Below are 26,478 nucleotides of genomic sequence, written 5' to 3'. Positions count from 1 at the left end.
GCGCTCGCTCTGGACACGCCGTGTCTTGGGACAGACTTACTTGCGACCGGCTTTGCCGCCGGCCTTGGTCGCTGGCTTGGCAGGGGTTGTTGGCGCGGCTTCTGCTGCATCGGCCTTGGGGCGCCCGGTCTTGATCGACGGCACAGCTTGCAAGGCGCTGCGCAACGCGCTGTCTGACAGACCCGCGAGCACCTTGAGCCCTGCGCGCAGCAGCTCGCTTTTTTTGACAGGGTGGGCCAGTGCTGTGGCGCGGTCTTTCAGGGTGTCGAGTACCGCGTACTCGTCTTTGGGGATGGTGAAGCTGTCACGGACCAGTTTGGGCTTTTTGCCCTTGGGCTCCGTGGCCTTCACTGCAGCCACTGCCTTGGCAGGCTTGGTCGCGGTGGCTGGCTTGGAGGCTGGCGCCTTTTCTGCCGCAGCCTTTTTGGCGGGCTTTGCAGCCTTGGATGCCTTTGGAGCCTTGGGTGCCGTTACCGGCTTGGTTGTCTTGGCAGCTTTGACTGGCTCAGCGGCTGGGGTGACGATGGGGCTGGGGGTTGTGGTGGCAGTGGTCATGGCAGAAGATTGATAAACGGTATAAACAGTTTATACCGTTTTTGTTTCCCCTCAAGGCATGTCCACAGCCAGCTCCCATGGGGTTTTTTGCCAAGCTTGAACTTCTTCGCGCAGAAGGTGGGCCGACTGGGGGTATGCGATGGCCCATCCCGGGCGCGCGCTGACCCGAAATCGCTGTCCGTCCGCCTGCAATGACAGCCCTTTGCTATCAGGCTCCCGGCGTGCGTGGCACAGGGCCACGGCCAAGCGCAAGCACAGCAGTTGCAGCACAAAAATCGGATCGCCCAGTTCCACCCCCAGCTTGCGCACCTTCCCCCGCTGCCCCTGCACCAGAACTCCCAGACGGTGCAGTTCGGGCACCGCAAACCCAGCGGCATCCGTGTTGTCCAGAATGTAGGCGCCGTGACGGTGGTAGTCACTGTGTGAAATGCGGCAGCCAATCTCGTGCAACCGAGCGGCCCAGTCCAGCTTGCGGCTGGCGCGTTCGCTACCGGGCGGGGCAGCCTGGTCAAACAATGTGCAGGCAGTGCGCGCAACACGGTCTGCATGCTCCATGTCCACGCCAAACCGCTGCATCAATCCTTGGACGGTCGCAGTGCGCAGGTCGGTGCCAGGTTGTTCGCGATCCAGGAGGTCATACAAAGCCCCTTGGCGCAGGGCCCCTTGTGCAACGTGCATTTCGTGGATATCCAGCAGATCAAACACGGCACGCAGCACGCTGATGCCACCCCCGATGACTGCTCGGCGCTCCTCCTTGAGCCCGTCCAGGCGCAGACGGTCGGCACTTTGGGCGCGGAGCAAACGCTCCCGCAGCCAGTTGAGTCCATCGCGGGTGATCAGGCCTGGCGATCCTCCAGCGGCAGACAGAATGTCACCCACGGCGCCTGCTGTGCCCGACGACCCATAGGCGATGTCCCATGCATCGGGGCGAAAGGTTGCGAGCGCCTCGTCCAGCACTGCCTTGGCCGCAATCTCTGCCGCCAGAAAGGCCTGGGGAGAGAACTCACCATTGGAAAAATAGCGTTGTGACCAGGCCACGCTGCCTACCCGGAAAGAGGCCACCGCATGCGGCGTGAACTGCTCGCCAAGGATGAGTTCGGTGGATCGTCCTCCGATGTCCACAACCAAGCGGCGCTCGTCGGACTGGGGCAGCAGTCGCGCGACGCCCTGATAGATCAATCGGGCCTCTTCAGGCCCGGAAACCACATCAATCGGATATCCCAGCACCTCACTGCCGCGTGACAGGAACTCCTCGCGGTTGCGCGCTTCGCGCAGCGTCTGTGTGGCCACAGCGCGCACCTGGGCGCGGGGAAAACCTGCCAAGCGCTCCCCGAAACGAGCCAGACAAGCCCAACCCCGCTCCATCGCGTCGCGGGTCAGGTTGCGGTCTTCGTCCAGCCCATTGCCCTGTCGCACCGTTTCCTTCAGGTATTCCACCCGCTGGATGTGTCCGAACTCATAGCGCCCGATTTCCAGGCGAAAACTGTTGGAGCCGAGGTCGACCGCGGCGAGGCGTGTGCCGTTCTGCATGTGTGTTGGGTGGGAGCTGCGTGCGGCATCGTACCGCGATGCGCGTGCCCCGATCCGGGGCGTGGGCCGCTAATGCCTGGGCAGGCACGGATCGGGCTATGGAGGGAGTGTGATGGGGTTGTGTGACACATCCATGACGTCGGGTACACGGCGTCATGGCGGTTGTCGCAATGTTCCGGGGGTGGTCTTTTGTGTCACCGAATTGTCACGATAGGTCTCTAGAGTTCGCTGTGTTCCTGTTAACCCCTGCCGAAAGGTACCTCATGAAACGCGTATTTCTCAAAACCGTCGCAGTAGCACTGGCCGCCCTGGCAGTGGGCAACGCCTTTGCGGCAGACATCACCGGCGCTGGCGCCACGTTCCCTTTCCCGATGTATGCCAAGTGGGCGGAAGCCTACAAGAAGGAAACCGGCGTGGGCCTGAACTACCAGTCCATCGGTTCCTCGGGCGGTATTCGCCAGATCCGCGCCAAGACCGTGGCTTTTGGCGCGACCGATGCCCCACTGTCGGGCGCTGAGCTGGAAAAAGACGGCATGGTGCAGTTTCCTGCCATCATCGGCGGCACCGTGCCTGTGGTGAACCTGGACGGCTTCAAGCCCGGCGAACTGCGCGTGACCGGCCCCGTGCTGGCCGAAATGTACCTGGGCAAGATTACCAAGTGGAATGATGCCAAGCTGGCAGCTCTGAACCCCGGCAAGACACTGCCCGACCAAAACATCACCATCGTGCACCGCGCCGATGGCTCTGGCACCACGTTCAACTGGACCGACTATCTGAGCTCCGTCAGCAAGGAGTGGGCTGATACGGTGGGCAAGGGTGCTGCGGTGAAGTGGCCTGCTCAGTCTTCCGTGGGCGGCAAGGGCAATGAAGGCGTTGCGGCGAACGTGACCCGTGTGAAGGGTGCGCTGGGCTACGTGGAGTACGCCTACGTCAAGAAGAACAACATGACATTCCTGCAGCTGCAGAACGCCGATGGCAAGTATGTGTCGCCTGACGATGCCACCTTTGCTGCGGCAGCCGCCAGCGCTGACTGGTTCAGCGTGCCTGGCATGGGGATTTCGATGGTGAACGCCAAGGGGGCCAACAGCTGGCCCGTGAGCACGGCGTCCTTCATCCTCATGTACAAGGACCCTGCCGACAAGGCGCAATCGGCGGAAGTGCTGAAGTTCTTTGATTGGGCCTTTAAGAACGGCAAGGGCATGGCTTCGGAGTTGGACTATGTGCCACTGCCCGACAGCCTGACTGCGGAAATCCGCTCCAAGGTCTGGTCGCAAATCAAGAAGTAAAGCGGTTTGCCCCAGAATAGTGCCCATCGGTCGGCAGGTCTGGCCGATGGGCGCTGGTTTGTGGGGTCTCCAGAAGCCAGATGGGAGTCAACATGAGCGTGGGAACCACCATGAGTTCGCAACCCGTGTCCGTCAAGACGACGGACGCCCCCACACCGTCCATGGTGTCGATTGCCAAGCGGCAGCGGCTGCAGGATATCGTTTTCCATCGGCTGACCCAGAGCCTGTCGCTGCTGGTGCTGGTGGCGCTGCTGGGCATCATCGTCTCGCTGTTCATTTACGCGTGGCCAGCTTTCCACAAGTTTGGCATCCAGTTCATCTGGCGCGCTGAGTGGGACATCATCAATGAAGAATTTGGTGCGGCGATTGCCATCGTCGGCACCCTCGCCAGCGCTGGCATTGCACTGCTGATCGCCGTGCCGCTGGCATTTGGCATTGCCCTCTTTCTCACAGAAACCTGCCCCGTGTGGCTGCGCCGCCCGCTCGGCACGGCGGTGGAGTTGCTGGCGGCCGTGCCGTCAATCATCTATGGCATGTTTGGTCTGTTTGTGTTTGCGCCGTTGTTCGCAGACCATTTCCAGGTACCGGTGCAAAAGCTGCTCGGGTCCATGCCGTTGATTGGCTTCCTGTTTGGCGGCAGTACCAACGGCTTTGGCATCCTGGCTGCTGGCATCGTGCTGGCCTTCATGGTGCTGCCCTTTGTGGCGGCCGTGATGCGCGATGTGTTCGAGATCGTTCCCCCCATCCTGCGCGAGTCCGCCTACGGCCTGGGCTGCACGACCTGGGAGGTGGTGCGCCGGGTGGTGCTGCCCTACACGCAGAAGGGTGTGATTGGCGGCGTGATGCTGGGCCTGGGCAGGGCCTTGGGCGAGACCATGGCCGTCACTTTCGTGATCGGCAACGCCAACCGCATGCCCACCTCTCTGTTCTCGCCCGGCACGTCCATCGCATCCACGCTGGCCAATGAGTTCGGCGAAGCGGCGGACTTCCACTTGTCCACACTGTTCGCCCTGGGCTTCCTGCTGTTCGTGATCACGTTTGTGGTGCTGTCGGCCGCCAAGATCATGCTGCTGCGCGCCGAGAAGGCCAAGGGCCTGTAAGCCCTGCAGCCCGCTCCCGACCCTCTTCAGAGACAAGCTCCATGGAATTCAATCAACAACTCTACGCAAAGCGCCGTCGCTCCAACGCCATTGGCCTGACCCTGTCACTGGGCGCCATGGCACTGGGCCTGTTCGTGCTGCTCTGGATCCTGAGCGTGCTCCTGTCCAACGGTTTTGCCGCTTTGGACTGGAACATGTTCACTCAGTCCACCCCAGCGCCCGGCTCCGACGGCGGTGGCCTGGCCAACGCCATCGTGGGCAGCCTGCTGATGGTGGGCTTCACCGTGCTGGTGTCCACGCCCATCGGCGTGCTGGCGGGGGTGTACCTGGCCGAATACGGGGACCAGAGCAAGACCGCCGAACTGACCCGCTTTGTGACGGACATCATGCTGTCGGCCCCTTCCATTGTGCTGGGCCTGTTCGTATATGCCATTGCGGTCGCTACCGTGGGCAACTTCTCGGGCTGGGCGGGCAGCCTGGCGCTCTCGCTCATCGCCGTGCCAGTGGTGGTGCGCACCACCGAGAACATGTTGCGCCTGGTACCCGGCAGCCTGCGCGAAGCCGCCTTCGCCTTGGGCGCGCCGCGCTGGAAGGTCTCCACCATGGTCACCCTGCGCGCCGCCCGCAGCGGCGTGATGACCGGTCTGCTGCTGGCCGTGGCCCGCATCAGCGGCGAGACCGCGCCTCTGCTGTTCACCGCGCTGAACAACCAGTTCTTCAGCACCAACATGAATGCGCCCATGGCCAACCTGCCAGTCGTGATCTTCCAGTTTGCGCTGAGCCCTTACGAAAACTGGGTGCGCCTGGCCTGGGGTGGTGCGCTGCTCATCACGCTGTCGGTGCTGATCCTCAACGTCGTGGCGCGGGTGTTCCTGCGCGAAAAGAACCGCGTCTGATACCGGTTGCTGATCCGGCCAACACAATCGACAAGACTGCCTCCATTTTCAGGAATTGACAATGAACGCCACTGCTACCGCCACTGCCAGCAAGAACGCGCTGGAGCTGCGTAACCTGAGTTTTTTCTACGGCAAGTTCCAGGGCCTGCGCAACGTGAGCCTGGACATCGCCGAGCACAAGGTCACTGCCTTCATCGGCCCCTCGGGCTGTGGCAAGTCCACGCTGCTGCGCACACTCAACCGCATGTACAGCCTGTACCCCGGCCAGCGCGCCGAGGGTTCCATCAGCTTCTATGGCCAGGACATCCTGGACCCCAAGCAGGACATCAACCTGCTGCGCGCCCGCATCGGCATGGTGTTCCAGAAGCCCACGCCGTTCCCCATGTCTATCTACGACAACATCGCGTTCGGTGTGAAGCTGTACGAGACGCTGAGCAAGAGCGAGATGGACGACCGCGTGGAATGGGCGCTGTCCAAGGCGGCGCTCTGGACCGAGGTGAAGGACAAGCTGCACCAGAGCGGCCTGTCGCTCTCCGGCGGCCAGCAGCAGCGCCTGTGCATTGCGCGCAGCGTGGCGGTGAAGCCTTCCGTGCTGTTGCTCGACGAGCCCACCTCGGCGCTGGACCCGCTGTCCACCGCCAAGATCGAAGAGCTGATCGACGAACTCAAGCACGACTACACCATTGCCATCGTGACCCACAACATGCAGCAGGCCGCCCGCTGCAGCGACTACACCGCCTATATGTACCTGGGCGAGATGATCGAGTTCGGCGCCACCGAGCAGATCTTCTTCAAACCCGAGCGCAAAGAAACCGAAGACTACATCACCGGCCGTTTCGGCTAAGGAGACAGCAGATGCCCGATAAACATCTTTCGTCCCAGTTCGACAGCGAACTCAACAGCGTCTCTGCCCGCGTCATGGAAATGGGCGGCCTGGTGGAGTCCCAGATTCGCCAGGCGGTGTACGCGCTGTCGCAATTCAGCCTGGAAGCCGTGGAGACGGTGGCCTCGATGGAGACCCGCATCAACGCGATGGAGGTCGAGATCGACCAGGAGCTGTCCTCCATCATCGCCCGCCGCCAGCCCACCGCGCGCGACCTGCGCCTGCTGCTGGCCTTCTCCAAGGCCACAGCCAATCTGGAGCGCATGGGCGACGAGGCCAACAAGATGGCACGCATGGTGCGCTCCATCATCGAAGGCGGTGCGCCGCGTTCGTTGCCATCGAGCGACCTGCGTGTGGCGGCCGAGCTGGCCTCGGGCCAGCTGCGCAAGACGCTGGATGCATTTGCGCGGCTGGACGTGAAGGCGGCGGTGGCCATCCTCAAGGAGGATGACCTCATCGACAAGGAGTTCGACGGCTTCGTGCGCAAGCTCATCACCTACATGATGGAAGACCCCCGCACCATCTCCCCCAGCCTGGATCTGCTGTTCCTCGCCAAGGCCATCGAGCGCATTGGCGACCATTCCAAGAACGTGGCCGAACTCATCATCTATCTGGTCAAGGGCAAGGACGTGCGTCACACGGCCCTCGACGAGATCGAGTCGGCAGTGCTGTAAGTACGGGGCGCTGATTCACCATGAGAAAGCTTCCCCGTGTCCTCATCGTGGAGGACGAACCCGCGATTGCCGAGCTGATTGCGGTCAACCTGCGACACAACGGTTTCCAGCCCTTCTGGGCGGAAGACGGCGACAGCGCGCAGCGCGAGCTGGATGCCGTGCTACCCGACGTGATCCTGCTCGACTGGATGTTGCCCGGGCAGAGTGGTCTGTCGCTGGCGCGCAAGTGGCGTGCCGACAGCCGCACCAAGCCCATCCCTATCCTCATGCTCACTGCGCGTGGTGATGAGCCTGACAAGGTGGCCGGTTTGGACGCTGGTGCGGACGACTACATCACCAAGCCTTTTTCCACGCAGGAGCTGTTGGCCCGCATCCGTGCGGTGCTGCGCCGCCGTGCACCCGAGCAGGTGAGCGACAGCGTGAGCATTGGCGAGCTGGTGCTGGACGCCGCGACCTACCGGGTCACCTTCCAGGGTCAGCCCCTGAAGGTGGGGCCCACTGAGTTCAAGCTGCTGCATTTCCTGATGAAGCATGCCGAGCGCGTGCACAGCCGCTCACAGCTGCTCGACAAGGTGTGGGGTGACCATGTTTTCATCGAGGAGCGCACGGTGGACGTGCACGTCAAGCGCCTGCGCGAGGCCCTGGGTGCAGCGTCGGTGATGGTGGAAACGGTGCGCGGCGCGGGCTACCGGCTCACCGCCCAGCCGCAGGTACCGCTGTCGGCCTGATGCACGGGCGGGCTACCGCCTGTGAGTGATGCGACGTGCTCGATGGCTGCTGCGCAGCGGGCCACTGCGGCCGGCGTGCATTAGCAGTGGTGATGGATGGATGTGATGGATCAACGGGCGCGCGTGTCGCGCCCCTGGTGTTTCTGAGAAGGCTTTGCAATCCGCATGCTGTGGCGTATTTCGTTTTTCCTGCTGTGGCAGTTGGCGGGTGGTGGCCTGGGGTGGTGGCAAGGCGGGCCCTGGGGCGCTGCGCTGGGGGCCGCCATTGCTGCCTGGGCGTGGTTCGTCTGGGACTTGCTGCGGGGCGTGCGGGTGCTGCGCTGGTTGCGCACGGGCGACCTGGCATCGGTGCCGTCCATGCGTGGCATCTGGGGTGAGGCAGCGGACCGTGCGCGGCGGCTGCTGCGCAAGCAGGAGGCGCAGATTCGGGACAGCCAGGACCGGTTGCAGGAGATCCTGGCCGCCCTGCAGGCCTCCCCCAACGGTGTGGTGCTGCTGGATGCCCAGGGCCGCATCGAATGGTGCAACCAGATGGCGGCCAACCAGTTTGGCTTTGATGCGCAGCGCGACGTCATGCAGTCCATCGGCAACTTGCTGCGCAACCCCGAATTCACGGCTTACTTCGCCGCCAAGGACTTCACCAGCGACGTGGTGCTGGAAGGGCGACTGAGCACGCCGTCGCGGCCCGTACGCATCTCGGTGCACCTGCACCCTTACGGCGACGGCCGCACGCTGCTGCTGTCGCGTGATGTGACGGCATTGGAGCAGGCCGATGCGATGCGGCGCGACTTTGTGGCCAATGTGTCGCACGAAATCCGCACACCGCTCACGGTGCTGACCGGTTTTGTCGAAACCTTGCAGACCCTGCCGCTGAGCGCCGACGAGCGCTCGCGCTACCTGGGCATGATGGCGCAGCAGGCACAGCGCATGCAAAGCGTGGTGCAGGACCTGCTCACGCTGTCGCGTCTGGAGGGCAGCCCGCTGCCCGGCATGGCTGAATGGACGCCGGTGCAGTCACTGATGCAGCGCTGCGAGGAGGAGGGCCGCGCCCTGTCGGTACTGCTCACGCAGAACCAGCAGCGCCCGCATGCGATGCGCTTTCCTGCGGCTGACCTGCTGCGGGCCGAAGGCGAAATCGCGGGCGTGCCTGCCGAACTGCAAAGTGCCTTGTCCAACCTCGTCAATAACGCGGTGCGCTACACGCCCGGCGGTGGTTCCATCGAGGTGCAGTGGCTGCGCAAGGAGGACGGCAGTGCCGTGTTCTCCGTGCACGACACCGGTCCCGGCATTGCGCCCGAGCACATCCCGCGCCTGACGGAGCGCTTTTATCGGGTGGACCGCAGCCGTTCGCGCGAGACTGGTGGCACCGGGCTGGGCCTGGCCATCGTCAAGCATGTGCTGCAGCGCCACGGCGCCACGCTGGACATCGCGAGCACGCTGGGCAAGGGCTCGGTGTTTTCGGTCACCTTCCCGGCCAACCGCTTGCGGGGTTTTGCCCTGCCGGGCTGATGGCTCGCCAGAGCATGGCGGCGAACAGCAGTGCGGTGATTGCAAGTGCCGCAGCGCTGGCCGCCCAGAAGGGGGTGGGCGAAGCCACATCCGACCAAGGCCCGCTGCCTCCATAAGCCAACCAGTAGCCGCCGGCCAGGCCCGCGCCCCACAGCAGCGCGCAGTACACCACCAGTGGCGCCAGCGTGATGCGGTAGCAGCGCAGCACAAATACGCATAGCGTCTGCACCGCATCGGCAGCGTGGTACGCCGCCACCCAGCCGAGCACCGCGCCGGCCACGGCCGCCACGCTGGCGTTGTCGGTATAGATCTGGCTGATCGAGTATCTTGCTATTAATAAGATAGCTGCCAGGGCAACACCCACTAGCGCAGCCAGCGAAAAACCCATCAAAACCACTTGGCGGGCGCGCTGCGGCTGCTGTGCGCCCAGCCAGTAGCTCACCCGCGCACTGGTGGCGATGGACAGCGACAGCGGCACCATGTACAGCACGGCGGCCATGTTGGCAGCGATCTGGTGAGCGGCCGCCGACGTGGTGCCCTGGCGCGCGATGAACAAGGCCATCAGGGTGAAGGAGGTTACTTCCACCATCACGGCCAGGCCTGCCGGAATGCCGAGCTTGGCAAAGCCTGCAATGGTGGGCCAGTGCGGGGGCTCCATGCGGCGCCACAGCCCCAGAGGGGTATAGATGTCCTGCGTGCGCAGCAGCCACACCGCCAGGGCCAGCATGCTGCAGTTGACGACGAGCGTGGCCCAAGCGCAGCCCACCACCCCCTGTGCGGGTAGCCCCCCGCCGCCAAAGGTGAACCACACCGACAGCGGCAGCTTGATGAACAGCGAGCCCACTTGCAGCCACGTGACCAGGCGCGGATGGCCCAGGGCCTGGTTGAGGGTGCTGTAGATGCGGAACAGTAGGGCGGGCGGGAGTGCCAGTGCGAGCACGGCCAGATAGTTTTCAACCTGCGGTCGGAGCGCAGGCGGCACCTCCGTCCAGCGCAGCAGCGGGCCCGGCGACAGCAGCACCGCCATGCCCAGCACTGCCGCCGCAGCACACAGGTACAGGGCCTGTCGCAGCGATTGGCCCACGGCCTCAGGCTGTTGCGCCCCGCGCTGTTCAGCCCACACAGGGAGCAAGGCCTGCAGCACGCCCATCAGGGCAACGTACACACTGATGAAAATGGCCGACCCGACGGACAGTGCGGCCAGCGACGATTCGCTGTAGCGCCCCGCCACAATGGTGTCCGTCACCCCGAAGGCCATGACCGCCAGTTGCCCCGCCAGCACGGTCACGGCGTGCCGGGTGATGGTGGACAGCTCCGACATCAGCGAGCCGGGGCCACGCGGCGGAACAGCAGCAGGTTTTCGTTCTTGTCGGTGGGGCGGGGCAGGGTGGCCCATGCTTCCCACAGCTCAGCGCGGACCATGCGCTCGGACGCGGGCCAGGAGGCGCTGTCCACCAGCAGCCACAGGCATTCATCCTGCAGGCCCGCGCGCTGCAGCGACAGCTGTCCATGGAACTGCAGTGCCGCCACCTGAGCGCGGTTCAGGCCCACGGTCTGAATGCAGCCGGGATCCGGTCCCAGGGCGGTGATCACACTGCGCACCTGCGGGCCATAACTGCGCGCGTAGTCCAGCAGGGGTAGCCACAGGGTCATCAGCAACAGCCAGCCCAGAGCGGCACCGCCAGCGGGCAGCACCAGGCTCTTCCAGATGGGCGCCCGGTTGCGGGATGCACGCCACCATGCCAGGCCACACCAGCCCACGGTGGCCGCCACGGCCGCCAGCAAAGCCAGCACCGAAAACTGGGGCACAAACCCGGGCGCCAGTTTGGCCACGTTGGCGGCGGGCTTGGCAGGCACCCCGGTCTGCATGGCGATCCAGATCACCCAGATCGCGAGGGCCGAGGCAGTGAAGAACAGCAGCGTGAACCAGTCAATCAAAGCCCCCACACTGCGGCGCAGCGTGGGTAGGGCAAAAGCTGCCAGCGCAGCCAGGGCGGGCAGGCCCAGCAGCAAGGCCCGGTCTGCCGGCTGGGTGGTGATGGTGGCTCCGATGGACACCAGGGTGAACCAGAGGGGCACCAGCAGGTGCCGTTGGCCCGGGCGGCTGAAGATCTGCTGGCGCCAGCGCCACAAAGTCCACAGGGCCAGTGGCCAAGCCGGCCAGCCAAACCACAGCAGCAGGCGCGCCAGGCTCAGCCAGTCTTTGCCGCCGCCATCGAACCCCACAACCCGCCAGCGCCACAGGTCCAGGCCGTGGGCCAGGGCGGCCGCTGCCAGGGTGGAGGCTGCCAACACGGCAGCCCAGCGCCAGCGGCGGTCGGTGTTGCTTGCAGGCGCAAACAGCACCAGCACCGCGCCGCCCACGCCTAGCAAGGCCGTGAGGGCGGGGGCTCCTGACAGCGTGAGCCCGGCCATGCCCAGCACCAATGCCACGGCCGGCGCCACGGTGCGGTGAGGCATGGCGGCCACCGCAAAGAACAGCAAAGCGGTGCAGCCCAGCTGCGCCAGATAGCTTGTGACTTCATGCGACAGCTGCGCCAGGCCCAGGCAGGCGATCAGCGCCAGCAAGGCGCCATCGGCAATCGCACGCGCATAGTCCAGTGGGGAAGCCTCGCCGCCAAAAGCAAACGCAACCGGTTGGGCACCCGGGCTGCGGGCTAGGTAGTACACGCCATACCAGGTGGCCATCAGGGTGATGACCAGGAGCGCGATGAACGGCATGCGGGCCGCCATCTCCGGCGACAGCCAGGACGGTGCCATCTGCACGGCCCAGGCGCCCAGCCAGTAGGGCAGCAGACCTTCGGTTTCGGGGGGCATGCCGCCGAGCAGCGGACTGAGCCAGGGAGTGCGTCCCTGGGCCAGCTCCAGCATGTAGCCAAAGGCGGTGACGTCTGCGTTTTTCCACGGATCGCGGCCCACGAAGCCGGGCACTACGTAGGCAATGCAAAGCAGCAGCAGCGCCCAGCGGGGCAGCGGGCTGACGGCGTTCTGGGTAACGATGGCGGGGGTGGGTAGAGTCACGCGGCAGTGGGCGGCTGGGCAAAGGAGCCACCGAGAATAAAGGCAAAACCCATGAAAAAAGGCAGCCCGGTTGCCCGGGCTGCCTTTTTGGCGGGATCGCAGGGGCGAATTACTTCGCTGCGGTCTTGCCGAAACGGTTGCGGAAGCGTTCCACGCGGCCACCCATGTTGTCCACCGACTTTTGCGTGCCGGTGTAGAAGGGGTGCGATTCAGAAGAAGTATCCAGCTTGAACAGCGGGTATTCCTTGCCTTCGTGGGTTTCGGTTTCCTTGGTGTTCACGCACGAGCGGGTCACGAACTTGAAACCGTTGGACAGGTCCACGAACAGAACTTCGCGGTAGTTGGGGTGAATGCCTTCTTTCATGATCTTCCTTTGAGTCAACTGCGGGAGCCGCACCGGCCAGTCCGATGTACTTTCCGCAAGAAAAAGCCCTCTATTATTGCACAGACGGCGATTTGCTCGATTTCGCTCTGGCAGCGTGCCTGGGAGGATGACCTGGCCCAGGCCAGCGCCGCCGCACAAGCGCCTCAGTGGGTGTTACCCGCCACGACGCATCATGTCGAAGAAGTCCACGTTGGTTTTCGTGGCCTTCATGTTTTTGATCATTAGTTCCATCGACTCGATCTCGTCCATGTTGTACATGAACTGGCGCAGGATCCGGGTCTTCTGCAAGATCTCGGGCGCCAGCAGCAACTCTTCGCGGCGCGTGCCGCTCTTGTTGAGTTCGATGGCGGGGAACACGCGCTTTTCATACAGGCGGCGGTTCAGGTGGATTTCGCAGTTGCCCGTGCCCTTGAACTCTTCAAAGATCACTTCGTCCATACGGCTGCCGGTATCGACCAGCGCGGTGGCGATGATGGTGAGCGAGCCGCCTTCCTCGACCTTGCGGGCCGCGCCAAAGAAGCGCTTGGGGCGCTGCAGTGCGGCAGCGTCCACACCGCCCGACAGCACCTTGCCACTCGATGGCACGACGTTGTTGTAGGCGCGGGCCAGGCGGGTGATGGAGTCCAGCAGGATCACCACGTCCTTCTTCAATTCGACCAAGCGCTTGGCACGCTCGATCACCATCTCGGCCACGTGCACGTGGCGGGCGGCGGGTTCATCGAAGGTGGAAGCAATGATGTCGCCCTTGACCGTGCGCTGCATTTCGGTCACTTCTTCAGGGCGCTCGTCCACCAGCAGCACCATCAGGTGCACGTCGGGGTTGTTGGCGGTGATGGCGTGGGCGATGTGCTGCATCATCACCGTCTTGCCGCTCTTGGGCGGCGCCACGATCAGCGCGCGCTGGCCACGGCCGATGGGGGCGATGATGTCTATGATGCGGCCGGTGATGTTCTCGTCGCCCTTGATGTCGCGCTCCAGGCGCATCTGTTCCTTGGGGAACAGGGGCGTCAGGTTCTCGAACATCACCTTGTGCTTGTTCTGCTCCGGCGGGCCGCCGTTGACCGAATCCAGCTTGGTCAGGGCAAAGTAGCGCTCGCCGTCCTTGGGTGTGCGCACTTCACCTTCGATCATGTCGCCGGTGTGCAGGTTGAAGCGGCGCACCTGGCTGGGGCTGATGTAGATGTCGTCGGTGCTGGCCGTGAAGCTGGTGTCAGGGCTGCGCAGGAAGCCAAAACCGTCGGGCAGGATTTCCAGCACACCATCCGCAAACACCTGCTCGCCCGCCTTGGCGCGCTTCTTGATGATTGCAAACATCAACTCCTGCTTGCGCATGCGGCCCGTGTTTTCGATTTCGAGTTCTTCGGCCTGCTTCAGGACTTCAGACACGTGCAGTGCCTTGAGTTCATTTAAGTGCATGGATTGACTCCTTGGCGGAGCTGGTATGAATCTTGGGGGAGGTGGGCTGATGCCGGATGGGCTGCTGTTTGCAGGTCCGGCTCGCCAGGGATCTTGGTCCGGCTGCCAATGCGTGCAGCCCGGTGATCTGTGGGAATTATGACAGGAAAAAATGCGGGGGCTTCAGAGGCGCAACGCCTTGCCTTGCACGGCTGTCCGCTTGTTATTTACCCGCAGGTCTATCGCTCAACGAAAAAAGCCCCAGCGGCGGTGTTGCCGAGGGGCTTGGGGTGTGGGTCAGGCCAGTTGCTGGTCGATGAAGGCGGTCAATTGGGCCTTGCTCATCGCGCCGACCTTGGTGGCGGCCAGCTGGCCGTCCTTGAACAGCATCAGGGTGGGAATACCGCGAATGCCGAACTTGGCGGGGATCTCGCGGTTCTCGTCCACGTTCATCTTCGCGATCTGCAGTTTGCCCTGGTAGGTGCCTGCGACTTCGTCGAGGATGGGGGCAATCATCTTGCAGGGGCCGCACCACTCGGCCCAGTAGTCCACCAGCACGGGGGTGCCTGTTTTCAGCACGTCGGCTTCGAAGCTGGCGTCAGAGACATGTTTGATGAGTTCGCTGGCCATGGCGGATTCCTTGTTTTTGATCAGGTTGGGACCGGTGTACGTATAAAGTCTGGGCATTGTGACAGAAACCAATCCCCCATTCACCGGTATGGCCGGGGCCTGCGACGCTATGACTGTCATAGCGAAAAGCGATGATGGTGCAGGCTGGAGCCTGCACCTGTGGCAACGCGCTCTGGCCCAGGTGGCGGCCCATGCCAGTGCCCGGGGCGCTCATCTGGCCCGCACCGTGGTGCTGGTGCCCTATGCCCAGCTCATGCCCTGGGGGCAACGCCTGTGGGGGCAGCAGTTCCCGCAGGGCTTTGCTCCGCGTTTCGAGACGACCCGCAACTGGGCGCGCCAGCTGCAGGGTTTTGAGCCGTCGGCCGATGATTTTGCGGGCGATGCTGCGCGCGACACCCTCACGGCCCGCGCCCTTCTGGACCGCGTGGGGCAGGGCGCCCTGCGTGAAATGCTGGCCACGCCACTGCGAGAAGCCGCCGCCCAGCTGGCACCCGCCGTGGCGGCCGTGCCCCCCGCGCAGCGGGCAGCCTGGGGCGACGAGGCCCGCAAACTCCTGGCCACTGCGGATGAAGGCAGCAGCCTGCACTACGAGGCTCTGGTCGCGCGCCTGGCGCTGGAATGGGCGCTGGCCTCACGGCATGCCACCGATGTGTTGTTTGAGCCCGGTGTGCGGGAGGCCGTGGATGCGCTGGTGGTGCTGGAGGGCTTTCAGTCCGACGCTTTGCCCCAGGCCCTGTTGGCCCAATGGGGCGAACGGGGCGCCTGCATCGTGCTGCCATCGCTGCTGGAAGACGCTTCGGCGCCACCCCAACGGGCCTTGCATGCTGCCACTGACGCCGAAGACGAAGCCCACCGCGCAGCAGCCTGTGTCCTCCGCCACATCCGCGATGGCCGGGTGCCGGTTGCGCTGGCGGCCACCGACCGCGCGCTCATTCGCCGTGTGCTGGCCCATCTGGACAGCAGCGGTGTGCTGGTGCGTGATGAAAGTGGATGGATTCTGTCCACCACCCGTGCGGCGTCTCGCGTCATGGCCGCGCTGCAGGCCGCCGCGTGGAATGCCTCGTCCAACGACGTGCTGGACTGGATCAAGCACACCCCCGCGCTGACGCCGGGCGAGATCAACCGACTGGAGCAGTGGCTGCGCAAAGGCGTGCTGCAGCACTGGAGCGCGGCCTCCGCGCAGGACCTGAGTGCGCAGCCTCACCTGGCCCGCACCGTGGCCGCGGTGGAGACCTGGCGTGACACCCTGCGCGCTGCGCGCCCTTTGGCGCAGTGGCTGCCCGCTCTGCGCGCCGTGCTGGAGCAAGCGGGGCAATGGCAGGGCCTGCAGGCCGACCCCGCGGGCATGCGCGTGCTGGCGGCGCTGCGCCTGCAAGACGGCCAGCAAGCGGAGCTGCAAGGCTGGGGCGACAGTGCGGGCCGCCGCATGACGCTGGCGGAGTTTACCCGGTGGGTGAAGGACGTGCTGGAGGCCGAGCGCTACGTGGCCTCGCAGGCCGCTGATGCGCCCGTGGTGGTGTTGCCGCTGCCCCAATTGCTGGGCCGTCCTTTTGCGTCGGCCGTGCTCCCCGGTTGCGATGAGAAACGCCTGCAGGCCGCTCCGGAGCCCCCCGGAGACTGGTCCCAGGTCCAGCGCGAGGCCTGGGGTTTGCCCACGCGCCAGTCGCTGGAGGCCGCGCAGCGGGCCGCCTGGGCCTATGCCCTGCGCCTGCCCGTGGTGGATGTGCTGTGGCGCACGGGCGATGAAGGCGGTGAGCCCCTGCTGGCCAGTGCCCCGGTGCTTGCACTGCAGTTGGATGGCGCAGCCTCCCCCGGCGCCGATTACCGCGCTGCACGTGATGTGGTGGCAACGCCCACGCTGCGCCCCCTGCCCGTAGGCCAGACCCTGCCCGTGCGGCAACTCTCGTCCACTGCGTATTCCGACCTACGCCACTGCCCCTACCGTTTCTTTGCCCAGCGCCAGTTGGGTCTGCGTGAGGCCGACGAGCTGGACGCCGAGGTGGACAAGCGCGACTTCGGCAACTGGCTTCACGCGGTGCTGCAGCGCTTTCACGAAGACCTGCGCGACCAACCCACCGACGACGCGGGTGAGCGCAGCGCCCGCATGGACGCCGCCGCCGAGGCCGTCACCCGCGAGCAGCGCCTGCAAGACGGCGACTTTTTGCCCTTTGCCGCAGGCTGGGCGCAACTGCGCGACGGTTATTTGCAGTGGCTGGGCGGGCACGAGCAGCAGGGCGCGATGTTCCGCCAGGCCGAGGTCAAGGCCAAGCAACCTCTGGGCGACCTGGAACTGATCGGCACCATCGACCGCATTGACGGCGTGTCCAGCACCGGCGAGCCCACGGTGCTGGTGATTGACTACAAAACCGAAAGCGACAGCGTCACCCGCCAGCGCATCAAGAGTGGCGCGGAAGACACGCAGTTGCCGTTCTATGCCGCGCTGCTGCACCACGACACGCTGCGTGCCGCCTACGTCAATGTGGGCGAACGCGGCGAGACGCAATTGCATGAGCAGGACGAAGTGGTGCACCTGCGCGATGTGCTGATTGAAGGCATCCAGCACGACATGGCCCGTATCGCGGCCGGAGCACCCCTGCCTGCGCTGGGCGAGGGCTCGGTGTGTGAGTTTTGCGCCGTGCGCGGCCTGTGCCGCAAAGACATGTGGGCAGACGCCGAGCAGGTGCTGCCAACGCCAGAGACGCCATGACCGAGAGCACCCCCCAACCCATGCAGGCCGCCTACGAACACAACGGCTGCACCGTGTCGCGCGAGGCCTTCTACGCCATTGCCTGCGACCCTGCCCGCAGCGTGGCGGTGGAGGCCTGCGCTGGCGCGGGCAAGACTTGGATGCTGGTCTCGCGCATGCTGCGGGCGCTGCTCGACGGCTGCGCGCCGCACGAGATATTGGCCATCACCTTCACCAAAAAGGCCGCGGGCGAAATGCGGCAGCGCCTGCAGGAATGGCTGGAGCAGTTCAGCCACAAGCCACTGGAGGAGCTGACGGCAGAGCTGATTGCACGCGGAATCAGCCCCCAGGGCGCACTGGAAAAGCGCGAGGCGCTACAAAATTTATATCGCCAACTTCTGGAGGCTGGCCGCCCGGTGCAGATCCGCACCTTCCACAGCTGGTTTGCCGCGCTGCTGGGCACGGCCCCGTTGGCGCTGTTGCAACAGCAAGGCCTGCCCGCGCACTTTGAGCTGCTGGAGGACGATGCCGAGGCCGTGCGCGAGGTTTGGCCGCCTTTCCTGCAGACCGTGGCTGAGAGCGCCAGCCTGCGCGCCGACTACGAAGCCGTGATGGCCCGCCACGGCCGCTCGCAAACGCACAAGGCGCTGGCAGCGGCACTGGCCAAGCGCGTGGAGTTCGACTTGGCCGACGCGGCAGGTGTGGTGGATGCGTCGGTGCCACCGTTCCAGCAGGTCTACCCCGACCTAGCTGCTTTTGCCGAGCCTGCCGAGGCTCTGCAGACCGAAGCCGCCCTGCAACGCTGGCGCAGCCGTGCCAGCGCTCTGGGTGCTGAGTCCAACAAGACCCCGCAAAAGGCAGCGGACGCCATCATCGACGCGCTGGCCTGTCCCGACCTGAACCAGCGCCTGGACATGCTGCGCAAGGCCATGTTCGTCGCCAAGGAAGACCGCCTGTCGAAGAACCTGGAGAAGTTCCCCGCCGCGCAAGAGGCCGAGCCCGAGTTGCAGCGCCTTCTGGTGGCCCGCCGCCAGCACGAGGCCTGGCAGTACCAGCAGCGCATGGCCCGGCTGGCGCGCTGCCTGATTGCGCAGTTTGCCGTCGTCAAGCAGCAGCACGGCTGGGTGGACATGAACGATGTGGAGCGTACGGCCTTGGTCATGCTGGCCGACCCGGTGCTGTCTGGCTGGGTGCAAGAGCGGTTGGACGCGCGCATCCGCCACCTGCTGGTGGATGAGTTCCAGGACACCAACCCGCTGCAGTGGCAGGCGCTGCACGCGTGGCTGGCGGGCTATGCGGGCTCGGGCGGCGGCTCTGCCGCGCCCAGCGTGTTCATCGTGGGCGACCCCAAGCAGAGCATCTACCGCTTTCGCCGGGCCGAGCCGCAGGTGTTCATTGCTGCACAGGCCTTTGTGCGCGACGGGCTGGGCGGTGACCTGCTGAGCTGCGACCACACGCGCCGCAACGCTCAGGGCGTGATTGCCGCCGTCAACGCCGTCATGGGCCAGGCCCAGGCGCAGCAAGAGACCAGCGGTTTTCGTGACCACACCACCGAGTCGAAGCACCAGGGCCAACTGCTGCGTCTGCCCGCCATCATCGATGCGGATGACGACAGCCCAGGTGCCGCCCGCGACCCGCTGGCCTGGCGCGACAGCCTGACCGAACCCCGCCACGAAGCCGAAGAAACCCAGCGCATGCGCGAATGCACGCAGGCCGCCGCCTGGGTGGCCGCGCAGATCGCCAGCGGCATGCCGCCCAAGGAGGTGCTGGTGATGGCCCGCAAACGCGACCGCCTGGCCACCATGCAAGAGGCCCTGCGCGCCCTGCACCTACCCTGCGTGCAGCCTGAAAAGTCCGACCTGTTCGACGCGCCCGAGGTGCAGGACATGGTGGCGCTGCTGGACGCGCTGGTCTCGCCCACGCACGACCTGTCGCTGGCCCGCGCACTCAAGTCGCCGTTTTTTGGCCTGGGCGACGATGCCCTGGTGGCCCTGGCCGTGCAGCGCCGCCAGCCCGAGCATGCAGCTTGCAGCTGGTTTGATGTGCTATTGAAAAGTGAGCTGCTTCCGCATGAAATGCAAGCGCTAGGGGGCATTTTGATGCAATACCAGGGCTGGGTGCAGCGCCTGCCACCGCATGATGCCCTGCACGCCATCTACGAGCATGGCGACGTGCTGGCCCGCTTCGCCGCCGCCGCGCCCATCACGCAGCGCCAGGCCGTGCAGGCCAACCTGCGCGCGCTGCTGGCCGCCGCGCTGCAGCACGACGGGGGCCGGTACCTCACGCCCTACGCGTTCGTACGGGCCATGAAGAAGGGCGGCGTGCGCGCCCCTGGCCGGGCCGATGCGCAGGCCATCCGCCTGCTGACGGTGCACGGCGCCAAGGGGCTGGAGGCCGACTGCGTGCTGCTGCTCGATACCGACACCCGCCCGCAGAAGGCCGAAACCATGGGTGTGCTGGTGGACTGGCCCGGCGAGCAGTCTGCGCCCTCAGCGTTCATCTTTTTGGCCAGCGAATCCAACCCGCCCCCCAGTGCCGAGTCCACCCTGGCCGCCGAGCAGCAGGCCCGCAGCCGCGAGGAGCTGAACATGCTCTACGTGGCCATGACGCGCGCCAAGCACTGCCTGGCTGTGTCGTCGGTCCAACCGAGCAGCTCGGCTCCCGGCAGTTGGTGGAATCGATTGGCCCCGCTGGTGACGGAAGTCGATCTGCAGGCGCTGGGACCCATCGCACAGGGGGGGGAGGCTGCAGCGCCCGCGCAGGACTTCACCATTCCCAGCCTGCCGGTGCTGCCCGAGGCACTGCAAAGCGCGCGTGTGCATACCGCCGCGGGTCTGGAAGGCGGCGCCCCCGTGGCCATGCCGGGCGATGCCGAATCGACCCCGTTGTCGCGCCAGGGCGATGCCATGCACCAGCTGCTGGAGCAGGCTGGCGTGGCGGGCGCTCCACTCTCGGACGTACGCACCCACGGCTGGTCTGCTGCCCGACTGGCGCTGCTGGCTGCAGACCACGACATCACCGCCGCCGCCGCCGAGCAGGCCGCGCGCATGGCACAGGCCATTCTGGCGGGCGAGGGTGCCTGGGCGTGGGACCCGGCGCTGATCCAGACCGCCATCAACGAGGCTCCGCTGCACTACCAGGGCCAGAGCCTGCGCATCGACCGGCTGGTGCAGCGCCGCGCCGTACATGCCCAGCCCGCTGTGGACGCCCAGGCAGGCTGGTGGGTGCTGGACTACAAAAGCGCGTCGCAGCCCCAGCGCCAGCAGGCCCTGGTGGCCCAGCTGAAGCGCTACCGCGAAGCCGTGCAGGCGCTCATGCCGGGCGAGGTGGTGCATGCCGCTTTCCTCACGGGCGATGGGCGCATGGTGACGGTGGATGATGCAGCGCCTGAGGGGCTCGTGCATACTCCCGCACCCGGCACTGCGGCGCAGGCGTCGTCGTCCAGCGCATCGGGCGGCGCACCGACCCGGTCCCCGGCGCCCTCCGGCGTCGACCCGTTGCAGGGTTCCCTGTTCTGAACACTTGCACCTTTCCCTCTCCCTGACCTCCAAGGCCCTCGCTGTGTCCTACGCTCCTTCTGTTGCTCCGTCCGCGCTCTCTGCCTTGTCGTGCGAGGTGGCCATCATCGGCGGTGGTCCGGCGGGGCTCATGGCCGCCGAAGTGCTGGCCCAGGCGGGGGCGGCTGTGCATCTGTTCGATGCCATGCCTTCGGTCGGGCGCAAGTTTTTGCTGGCGGGCAAGGGTGGACTCAACCTGACGCATTCCGAGCCGCACGGGCCTTTTGTCAGCCGTTACGCCGGGCGCCAGCCGCAGGTCGAGCCATGGATCCGCGCCCTGGGTGGCCCCGAGATACGGGCCTGGGCGCAGGGCCTGGGGGTGGAGACCTTTGTGGGCACCTCCGGCCGGGTTTTTCCTACCGACATGAAGGCCGCGCCCTTGCTGCGCGCCTGGCTGCACCGCCTGCGCGGTCACGGGGTGCAACTGCACATGCGGCATCGCTGGCAGGGGTGGGCTGGTGACGGAGCGGGGCGATCCACGGAGCCGTCGAAGGAGCCGTCGACCAAACAGCCCATGGAGCCGCTCATGGAGCGATCTGCTGAGCCATCGGAGGGCAGTCTGCACACGCTGCGCTTTGCCACCCCAGCGGGCGAGGTGGTGGTCACAGCCCGTGCCGTGGTGCTGGCCTTGGGGGGCGCGAGTTGGGCACGCCTGGGGTCGGACGGAGCCTGGGTGTCCTTGCTGGCCGAGCGCGGCGTGGCCGTGGCGCCGCTGCGCCCCGCCAATTGCGGCTTCGACGTGGCGGGTATGCAAGCCCCCGCAGGCGAGACACGGCGCGCCTTTTTGCAAGAACTGCTGGGCCGCACGCCCGCCGTGCCGGTGGGCTGGACACCGCATTTTGCCGAGCGCTTTGCGGGCCAGCCGTTCAAATCGGTGTCGCTCAGTTTTTCTGGCAGCACCGGTCAGCATTTCCAGCGCCGGGGCGAGTTTGTGGCCACCGCCACGGGTGTGGAAGGCAGCCTGGTATACGCCGTGTCACATCTGTTGCGCGATGAGATCGAAGCCCACGGGCACGCCACGTTCCATCTAGACCTGCTGCCCGACCACAGCCCCGAACGGGTGCTGGTGGAGGTGCGCCACCCACGCGGCTCCCGGTCACTGTCCAGCCACCTCAAGAGCCGCCTGGGGCTGGATGGCATCAAGGCGGGTGTGCTGTACGAACACCTGGGCAAGGACGGCATGGACGACCCCGTGGCCCTGGCCCACGCCATCAAGGCGCTGCCCATCACCGTGGTAGCCCCCCGGCCCATTGATGAGGCCATCAGTACCGCAGGCGGCGTGACCTTGGAGGCGTTGGACGCGCACCTCATGGCCACGGCCCTGCCGGGCGTGTTCTGCGCTGGCGAAATGCTGGACTGGGAGGCGCCTACCGGCGGCTATCTGCTCACCGCCAGCATGGCCAGCGGTCGCGTGGCGGGTGAGGGAGCGCTGCAGTGGCTGGGCCGTACTGCAGGCGAGTGAAAAGAATCGAGAGGGCTCTGCCTTCGTCGGCTTTTGTACAGACCAAGTTGACTGGCTGCGGAGCGGGAGCTTTGAAGGAGAGAGAGCTTTTGCGCGACCGCACAAAAAAGAAGAAGTTGACGAGCCTTACCCCCGGCACTGACTCCACGGTTAGGGCTGCTTGGTTCCCCACCTGACCCGGTTGGCCGCTTCACCATGCGAGGAGGCCCGTCACCGCTGATTGTACGTCGGATGAAGGCCCTGATTTTTCAGTGGCTGTTTTGTTTGCCCTGGCGGTGCCAGGGGCGCCTGGCCCAGCCCGTAGAATCGCCCGCATGTCCTACCTCGTGCTCGCCCGCAAGTACCGCCCTCGCAATTTCACCGAGATGGTGGGGCAGGAGCATGTGGTCCAGGCCCTTTCGAATGCGCTGACCCAGCAGCGCCTGCACCACGCCTACCTGTTTACCGGGACGCGCGGTGTGGGCAAGACCACGGTGTCGCGCATTTTGGCCAAGTCGCTCAACTGCCAGGGGCCGGATGGCAACGGTGGCATTACCGCCACGCCCTGCGGCGTATGCCAGGCTTGCACCGACATCGACAGCGGCCGCTTTGTGGACTACACCGAGCTGGACGCGGCTTCCAACCGGGGCGTGGACGAGGTGCAAAGCCTGCTGGAGCAGGCGGTTTACAAGCCCGTGCAGGGGCGCTTCAAGGTCTTCATGATCGACGAAGTGCACATGCTCACCAACACGGCGTTCAACGCCATGCTCAAGACGCTGGAAGAGCCGCCTGAATACCTCAAGTTCGTGCTCGCCACGACCGACCCGCAAAAGGTGCCGGTGACGGTGCTGAGCCGCTGCTTGCAATTCAACCTGCGCCCTATGGCGCCCGAGACGGTGCTGGAGCACCTGACCCGCGTGCTGGCCAATGAGAACGTGCCCGCCGAACCGCAGGCGCTGCGGTTGCTGTCGCGTGCCGCGCGGGGCTCCATGCGCGATGCGCTGTCGCTGACCGACCAGGCCATCGCGTTTGGCAGCGGCCAGCTGCAAGAAGCGGGTGTGCGCCAGATGCTAGGCGCGGTGGACCGCTCCTACGTGTTCCGCTTGATTGATGCGCTGGCCCAGGGGGATGGCAAGACCGTGGTCGAAACCTCGGACGCGCTGCGCATGAACGGTCTGTCGGCCGCCTCCACGCTCGAAGAAATGAGTGCCGTGCTGCAGCGCATGGCTGTGTTCCAGGCCGTGCCGCAAATGGCTGGTGCTGTGGATGCCGACGATCCAGAAGCCGCCGAAACCGCCCGCCTGTCAACGCTGATGCCCGCCGACGAAACGCAATTGCTCTACAGCCTGTGCCTGCACGGGCGCGGCGAACTGGGCCTGGCGCCCGATGAGTACGCGGCGCTGACCATGGTGCTGCTGCGCTTGCTGGCCTTCAAGCCCGTCGGCGGTGCAGGGGGCGCTGGCGAATCGGCTGAAAAAAAAACTCTGACGCGGGCTGAAACGACAGCCTCCAGCCCTGTTTTGACAGGTACCGTGGGTGCATCGGCCGCCTTGGCTGCGCCGATCGCTGCGGCTCCGCAGGCCTCGCCTGTAGCACCTGCACCCAAAGTCCCTGCGCCCGCTCCGTTGGCCGCGCCAGCGTCTGCTGCGTTGGCGCGCCCTGTCCCCGCTCCAGCGGATGACCCTGCGGCTGCATCGGTGCACGATTCCGAGCCACCCCCATGGCCAGGATCTGATGAATCGGGTGCGGTGGCTACGGCGCCAGCGCCTGCCGCAACGGCGCTGCCCGTGCGCACGCCCGAGAGGTTGGGGCAAAACCCCGGTGCAGTGCAATCCGTCAAAGCGCAAGGCGCTCCTGAATATGTAGCAATTCCGGTGCGCGAAGCGCCGGAGCCTGGCGAGCGGCTGCAGCCGCTTCCGCTGTCTGCACCCACCCCCGTCTCTGCCCGCTACACGCCCACCGAAGAGGGCGATGTCTGGCACACCACCGTGCAGCAACTGATCGCAGCCGAAGCGATCACAGCGCTGGTGCGCGAGCTAGCCCTGCAATCGCAGCTGGTGGCGCGCGATGGGGGGCACTGGCTGCTGCGGGTGGAGCGTGAGTCGCTCAACCAGCCCACGGCGCGCGAGCGCCTGCGCGCTGCGCTGGAGGCGGCCGGCCATGCCACGCAGATCAGCGTTGAGGTGGGTGTGGTCATCGACAGCCCCGCCCGCCGCAATGCCGCTGCCGCGGCCGAGCGCCAGCGCCGCGCCGAGGAAATCGTGCACAACGACCCCTTCGTGCAATCGCTGATGCGGGATTACGGCGCGAGAATCGTGCCGGGCAGCATCAAGCCTGCATGACCGACCCTGAAGCCCTCACAAGCTCTGTTACCCATTCACTAGACTAGAAACCGAAAAGGAAACCACACCATGTTCAACAAAGGACAACTCGCCGGCCTGATGAAGCAAGCCCAGGCCATGCAGGACAACCTGAAAAAGGCCCAGGACGAACTGGCCTTCATTGAAGTCGAAGGCGAATCGGGCGCGGGCCTGGTGAAGGTGGTCATGACCTGCAAGCACGACGTCAAGCGCATCACCATCGACCCCAGCCTGCTGGCCGAAGACAAGGACATGCTGGAAGACCTGGTGGCGGCTGCGTTCAATGCGGCGGTGCGTAAGGCCGAGGAGACTTCGGCAGAGAAGATGGGCAAGCTCACAGCGGGCATGCCAGGACTCCCCGGCGGCATGAAATTCCCTTTCTGAGGCTGGCTACCGAGCGGGCGATCTGCGTCGTTGGGCGGTGCTCGGAATCCTCACGTACAGGAAGTACGTTCCGGTTCCTGTGCTCCGGCCGCCTAGCAGCTCATCCCGCTCGCTACGCCCTTGAGGGCGGGGGGGTGAAAGGCAAGTAGAAACTGGCCCGCGCCCTGACTACCTTTCGGGCGCAGCTTGTCGAAGCCTCGTTCCACATACCGCCAACTCCAATTCTCGGATTGCCTCTCACCCCATGTCCTCCACCAACTCCCTCGATGTTCTGATCCAGGCGCTGCGCCGGCTGCCGGGGGTGGGGGTGAAGTCTGCGCAGCGCATGGCGTTTCATCTGCTGCAGCATGACCGTGAAGGGGCGCTGGCGCTGGCGCGTGCTCTGGGGGAGGCGGTGGGCACCGTGCACCACTGCGCGCGTTGCCATACCTTCACCGAAGCCGAGGTGTGCAGCACCTGCCTGGACCCCGAGCGCGATGCCACGCGGCTGTGTGTGGTCGAGACGCCAGCGGACCAGTCGGCGCTGGAGCGCACGGGCGCCTTCAAGGGGTTGTACTTTGTGCTGATGGGGCGGCTCAGTCCGCTGGATGGGGTGGGGCCGAAGGAGATAGGCCTGCACAAGCTCATGGACCGCGCCACGGACGGCACCGTGCAGGAGGTGATTCTGGCGACCAATTTCAATGCCGAGGGCGAGGCGACTGCCCATGTGATCAGCGAGGCGCTCAAGAGCCGGGGGCTCCATGTCACGCGGCTTGCGCGCGGCGTGCCCGTGGGCAGCGAGCTGGAGTATGTGGACCTGGGCACGATTGCGCATGCGCTGGTGGATCGCCGGTGACCTGGATGTGCCTACCTGCCTGTGAGCCAGTCCGCTGGCTGGCAAAGGCCTGCGGCTAAAATACTCTCAATTTAATAGCTGCCAGCGCCTGTATTTGCTGCGCTGGGGCCTCAAAAGCTTCAAAAATGAATACCACCCTGCACGTCGCACGGTTTACTGTGGCCTATTGGTGTGTGCTGTTTGCCGCACTGCTGCCGATTGCCTGCGCCTGGCTGGCCAAAAGCGGCAACTTGGGCAAGTCCCGCAAAGAGGGCGGTTTTGACAACCACGACCCGCGCGGCTGGCTCTCGCGGCAGTCCGACTGGCGTGGCCGCGCCAACGCAGCGCAGGCGAACAGCTTTGAAGCGCTGCCTTTTTTCATCGGCGCGGTCATCATCGCCCACCTGCTGGGGGCAGGCCAGACACTGCTGGACTTGCTGGCACTACTGTATGTGTTTCTCCGCATCTTCTACGTGATGATGTATGTGGCGGACATGCCAACGGCGCGCAGCGCGGTCTGGGCCGGTGGTTTTCTGGTCAATATCGCCATCCTTTTCATCGGATACCGTTGAGCGCGCCGGGGGCTTTTCGCTCCACCGGTGGTGCCCCGCAGTGGACGCCTGCACAGGGCGGTACGTAGTAAC

Annotated in this window: 21 protein-coding genes and 1 other RNA gene; 14 read left to right on the top strand and 8 right to left on the bottom strand. The window is 65.4% G+C overall.

Annotation, left to right across the window (positions count from 1 at the left end; translation table 11 throughout):
- Positions 1-36: 36 nt before the first annotated feature.
- Complete coding sequence (locus ACT531_RS14445; protein WP_476017853.1) at positions 37-555, bottom strand: hypothetical protein; 519 nt, start codon at positions 553-555, stop codon at positions 37-39.
- A gap of 51 nt (positions 556-606) precedes the next feature.
- Complete coding sequence (locus ACT531_RS14440) at positions 607-2,085, bottom strand: Ppx/GppA phosphatase family protein (protein WP_209820399.1); 1,479 nt, start codon at positions 2,083-2,085, stop codon at positions 607-609.
- Between the two features lie 263 nt (positions 2,086-2,348).
- Here ACT531_RS14440 and pstS point away from each other — a divergent pair, with 263 nt between their 5' ends.
- From pstS to phoR, 7 genes are all read left to right on the top strand, one after another.
- Complete coding sequence (gene pstS / locus ACT531_RS14435; protein ID WP_476017852.1) at positions 2,349-3,371, top strand: phosphate ABC transporter substrate-binding protein PstS; 1,023 nt, start codon at positions 2,349-2,351, stop codon at positions 3,369-3,371.
- An 80-nt stretch (positions 3,372-3,451) separates the two neighbouring features.
- On the top strand, positions 3,452-4,471 hold the full coding sequence (gene pstC, locus ACT531_RS14430) for a phosphate ABC transporter permease subunit PstC (protein WP_015013587.1): 1,020 nt from the start codon (positions 3,452-3,454) through the stop codon (positions 4,469-4,471).
- 41 nt (positions 4,472-4,512) lie between these two features.
- Complete coding sequence (gene pstA / locus ACT531_RS14425; RefSeq protein WP_015013588.1) at positions 4,513-5,367, top strand: phosphate ABC transporter permease PstA; 855 nt, start codon at positions 4,513-4,515, stop codon at positions 5,365-5,367.
- Between the two features lie 61 nt (positions 5,368-5,428).
- Positions 5,429-6,211, top strand: a complete 783-nt coding sequence (pstB, locus tag ACT531_RS14420; protein ID WP_015013589.1) for a phosphate ABC transporter ATP-binding protein PstB — start codon at positions 5,429-5,431, stop codon at positions 6,209-6,211.
- 11 nt (positions 6,212-6,222) lie between these two features.
- A complete protein-coding gene (gene phoU / locus ACT531_RS14415) occupies positions 6,223-6,924 on the top strand; it encodes a phosphate signaling complex protein PhoU (protein WP_010457902.1) in 702 nt (233 codons plus the stop codon).
- Between the two features lie 20 nt (positions 6,925-6,944).
- Complete coding sequence (phoB, locus tag ACT531_RS14410) at positions 6,945-7,652, top strand: phosphate regulon transcriptional regulator PhoB (RefSeq protein ID WP_015013590.1); 708 nt, start codon at positions 6,945-6,947, stop codon at positions 7,650-7,652.
- Between the two features lie 165 nt (positions 7,653-7,817).
- Positions 7,818-9,161: a phosphate regulon sensor histidine kinase PhoR gene (gene phoR, locus ACT531_RS14405; RefSeq protein WP_110959046.1), complete on the top strand. Its 1,344-nt coding sequence runs from the start codon at positions 7,818-7,820 to the stop codon at positions 9,159-9,161.
- Here the strand turns inward: phoR and ACT531_RS14400 are convergent.
- From ACT531_RS14400 to trxA, 5 genes are all read right to left on the bottom strand, one after another.
- On the bottom strand, positions 9,115-10,482 hold the full coding sequence (locus ACT531_RS14400; protein WP_476017851.1) for an MATE family efflux transporter: 1,368 nt from the start codon (positions 10,480-10,482) through the stop codon (positions 9,115-9,117). The two genes, phoR and ACT531_RS14400, sit on opposite strands and share 47 nt — an antisense overlap.
- Positions 10,482-12,182, bottom strand: coding sequence for a hypothetical protein (locus tag ACT531_RS14395; RefSeq protein ID WP_476017850.1), 1,701 nt, complete (start codon positions 12,180-12,182; stop codon positions 10,482-10,484). The genes ACT531_RS14400 and ACT531_RS14395 overlap by 1 nt, the downstream gene beginning before the upstream one ends.
- A gap of 109 nt (positions 12,183-12,291) precedes the next feature.
- Positions 12,292-12,546 carry a type B 50S ribosomal protein L31 gene (locus ACT531_RS14390; RefSeq protein WP_015013594.1) on the bottom strand — a complete coding sequence of 85 codons (255 nt, stop codon included), beginning with the start codon at positions 12,544-12,546 and terminating at the stop codon, positions 12,292-12,294.
- 174 nt (positions 12,547-12,720) lie between these two features.
- Positions 12,721-13,983, bottom strand: a complete 1,263-nt coding sequence (gene rho, locus ACT531_RS14385) for a transcription termination factor Rho (RefSeq protein WP_060987513.1) — start codon at positions 13,981-13,983, stop codon at positions 12,721-12,723.
- Positions 13,984-14,259: 276 nt separating this feature from the next.
- Entirely contained in the window at positions 14,260-14,592 is a 333-nt protein-coding gene (trxA, locus tag ACT531_RS14380) for a thioredoxin TrxA (RefSeq protein WP_015013596.1), read from the bottom strand.
- 109 nt (positions 14,593-14,701) lie between these two features.
- Here trxA and ACT531_RS14375 point away from each other — a divergent pair, with 109 nt between their 5' ends.
- From ACT531_RS14375 to ACT531_RS14365, 3 genes are all read left to right on the top strand, one after another.
- Positions 14,702-17,299 carry a PD-(D/E)XK nuclease family protein gene (locus ACT531_RS14375; RefSeq protein ID WP_476017849.1) on the top strand — a complete coding sequence of 866 codons (2,598 nt, stop codon included), beginning with the start codon at positions 14,702-14,704 and terminating at the stop codon, positions 17,297-17,299.
- Positions 17,296-20,796: a UvrD-helicase domain-containing protein gene (locus ACT531_RS14370; protein WP_476017848.1), complete on the top strand. Its 3,501-nt coding sequence runs from the start codon at positions 17,296-17,298 to the stop codon at positions 20,794-20,796. Before ACT531_RS14375 ends, ACT531_RS14370 begins: the two co-directional genes overlap by 4 nt.
- A gap of 130 nt (positions 20,797-20,926) precedes the next feature.
- Complete coding sequence (locus tag ACT531_RS14365; protein WP_476017898.1) at positions 20,927-22,297, top strand: TIGR03862 family flavoprotein; 1,371 nt, start codon at positions 20,927-20,929, stop codon at positions 22,295-22,297.
- A gap of 115 nt (positions 22,298-22,412) precedes the next feature.
- Here ACT531_RS14365 and ffs read toward each other — a convergent pair.
- An RNA gene (gene ffs / locus ACT531_RS14360) (signal recognition particle sRNA small type) lies at positions 22,413-22,509 on the bottom strand.
- Positions 22,510-22,611: 102 nt separating this feature from the next.
- Here ffs and dnaX point away from each other — a divergent pair.
- From dnaX to ACT531_RS14340, 4 genes are all read left to right on the top strand, one after another.
- On the top strand, positions 22,612-24,618 hold the full coding sequence (dnaX, locus tag ACT531_RS14355; RefSeq protein ID WP_476017847.1) for a DNA polymerase III subunit gamma/tau: 2,007 nt from the start codon (positions 22,612-22,614) through the stop codon (positions 24,616-24,618).
- A gap of 69 nt (positions 24,619-24,687) precedes the next feature.
- Entirely contained in the window at positions 24,688-25,020 is a 333-nt protein-coding gene (locus tag ACT531_RS14350) for a YbaB/EbfC family nucleoid-associated protein (protein ID WP_015013601.1), read from the top strand.
- A gap of 244 nt (positions 25,021-25,264) precedes the next feature.
- Complete coding sequence (gene recR / locus ACT531_RS14345) at positions 25,265-25,855, top strand: recombination mediator RecR (RefSeq protein ID WP_476017846.1); 591 nt, start codon at positions 25,265-25,267, stop codon at positions 25,853-25,855.
- Between the two features lie 125 nt (positions 25,856-25,980).
- On the top strand, positions 25,981-26,406 hold the full coding sequence (locus tag ACT531_RS14340; protein ID WP_015013603.1) for an MAPEG family protein: 426 nt from the start codon (positions 25,981-25,983) through the stop codon (positions 26,404-26,406).
- Positions 26,407-26,478: the final 72 nt, after the last annotated feature.

It is taken from the genome of Acidovorax sp. DMC1 (assembly GCF_056314325.1).
The sequence above is the reverse complement of the archived record's forward strand: the minus strand, read 5'-3'. Positions and strand labels throughout refer to the sequence as shown.

Bases quoted from the DNA above. Each gene is read 5' to 3' on its own strand.
- pstC (WP_015013587.1), top strand. From the start codon at position 3,452: ATGGGAGTCAACATGAGCGTGGGAACCACCATGAGTTCGCAACCCGTG.
- pstB (WP_015013589.1), top strand. From the start codon at position 5,429: ATGAACGCCACTGCTACCGCCACTGCCAGCAAGAACGCGCTGGAGCTG.
- pstS (WP_476017852.1), top strand. From the start codon at position 2,349: ATGAAACGCGTATTTCTCAAAACCGTCGCAGTAGCACTGGCCGCCCTG.
- pstA (WP_015013588.1), top strand. From the start codon at position 4,513: ATGGAATTCAATCAACAACTCTACGCAAAGCGCCGTCGCTCCAACGCC.
- ACT531_RS14375 (WP_476017849.1), top strand. From the start codon at position 14,702: ATGACTGTCATAGCGAAAAGCGATGATGGTGCAGGCTGGAGCCTGCAC.
- ACT531_RS14400 (WP_476017851.1), bottom strand. From the start codon at position 10,482: ATGTCGGAGCTGTCCACCATCACCCGGCACGCCGTGACCGTGCTGGCG.
- ACT531_RS14350 (WP_015013601.1), top strand. From the start codon at position 24,688: ATGTTCAACAAAGGACAACTCGCCGGCCTGATGAAGCAAGCCCAGGCC.
- ACT531_RS14370 (WP_476017848.1), top strand. From the start codon at position 17,296: ATGACCGAGAGCACCCCCCAACCCATGCAGGCCGCCTACGAACACAAC.
- rho (WP_060987513.1), bottom strand. From the start codon at position 13,983: ATGCACTTAAATGAACTCAAGGCACTGCACGTGTCTGAAGTCCTGAAG.
- phoB (WP_015013590.1), top strand. From the start codon at position 6,945: ATGAGAAAGCTTCCCCGTGTCCTCATCGTGGAGGACGAACCCGCGATT.
- recR (WP_476017846.1), top strand. From the start codon at position 25,265: ATGTCCTCCACCAACTCCCTCGATGTTCTGATCCAGGCGCTGCGCCGG.
- ACT531_RS14390 (WP_015013594.1), bottom strand. From the start codon at position 12,546: ATGAAAGAAGGCATTCACCCCAACTACCGCGAAGTTCTGTTCGTGGAC.
- ACT531_RS14440 (WP_209820399.1), bottom strand. From the start codon at position 2,085: ATGCAGAACGGCACACGCCTCGCCGCGGTCGACCTCGGCTCCAACAGT.
- trxA (WP_015013596.1), bottom strand. From the start codon at position 14,592: ATGGCCAGCGAACTCATCAAACATGTCTCTGACGCCAGCTTCGAAGCC.
- phoR (WP_110959046.1), top strand. From the start codon at position 7,818: ATGCTGTGGCGTATTTCGTTTTTCCTGCTGTGGCAGTTGGCGGGTGGT.
- dnaX (WP_476017847.1), top strand. From the start codon at position 22,612: ATGTCCTACCTCGTGCTCGCCCGCAAGTACCGCCCTCGCAATTTCACC.
- ACT531_RS14340 (WP_015013603.1), top strand. From the start codon at position 25,981: ATGAATACCACCCTGCACGTCGCACGGTTTACTGTGGCCTATTGGTGT.
- phoU (WP_010457902.1), top strand. From the start codon at position 6,223: ATGCCCGATAAACATCTTTCGTCCCAGTTCGACAGCGAACTCAACAGC.
- ACT531_RS14365 (WP_476017898.1), top strand. From the start codon at position 20,927: ATGGCCGCCGAAGTGCTGGCCCAGGCGGGGGCGGCTGTGCATCTGTTC.
- ACT531_RS14445 (WP_476017853.1), bottom strand. From the start codon at position 555: ATGACCACTGCCACCACAACCCCCAGCCCCATCGTCACCCCAGCCGCT.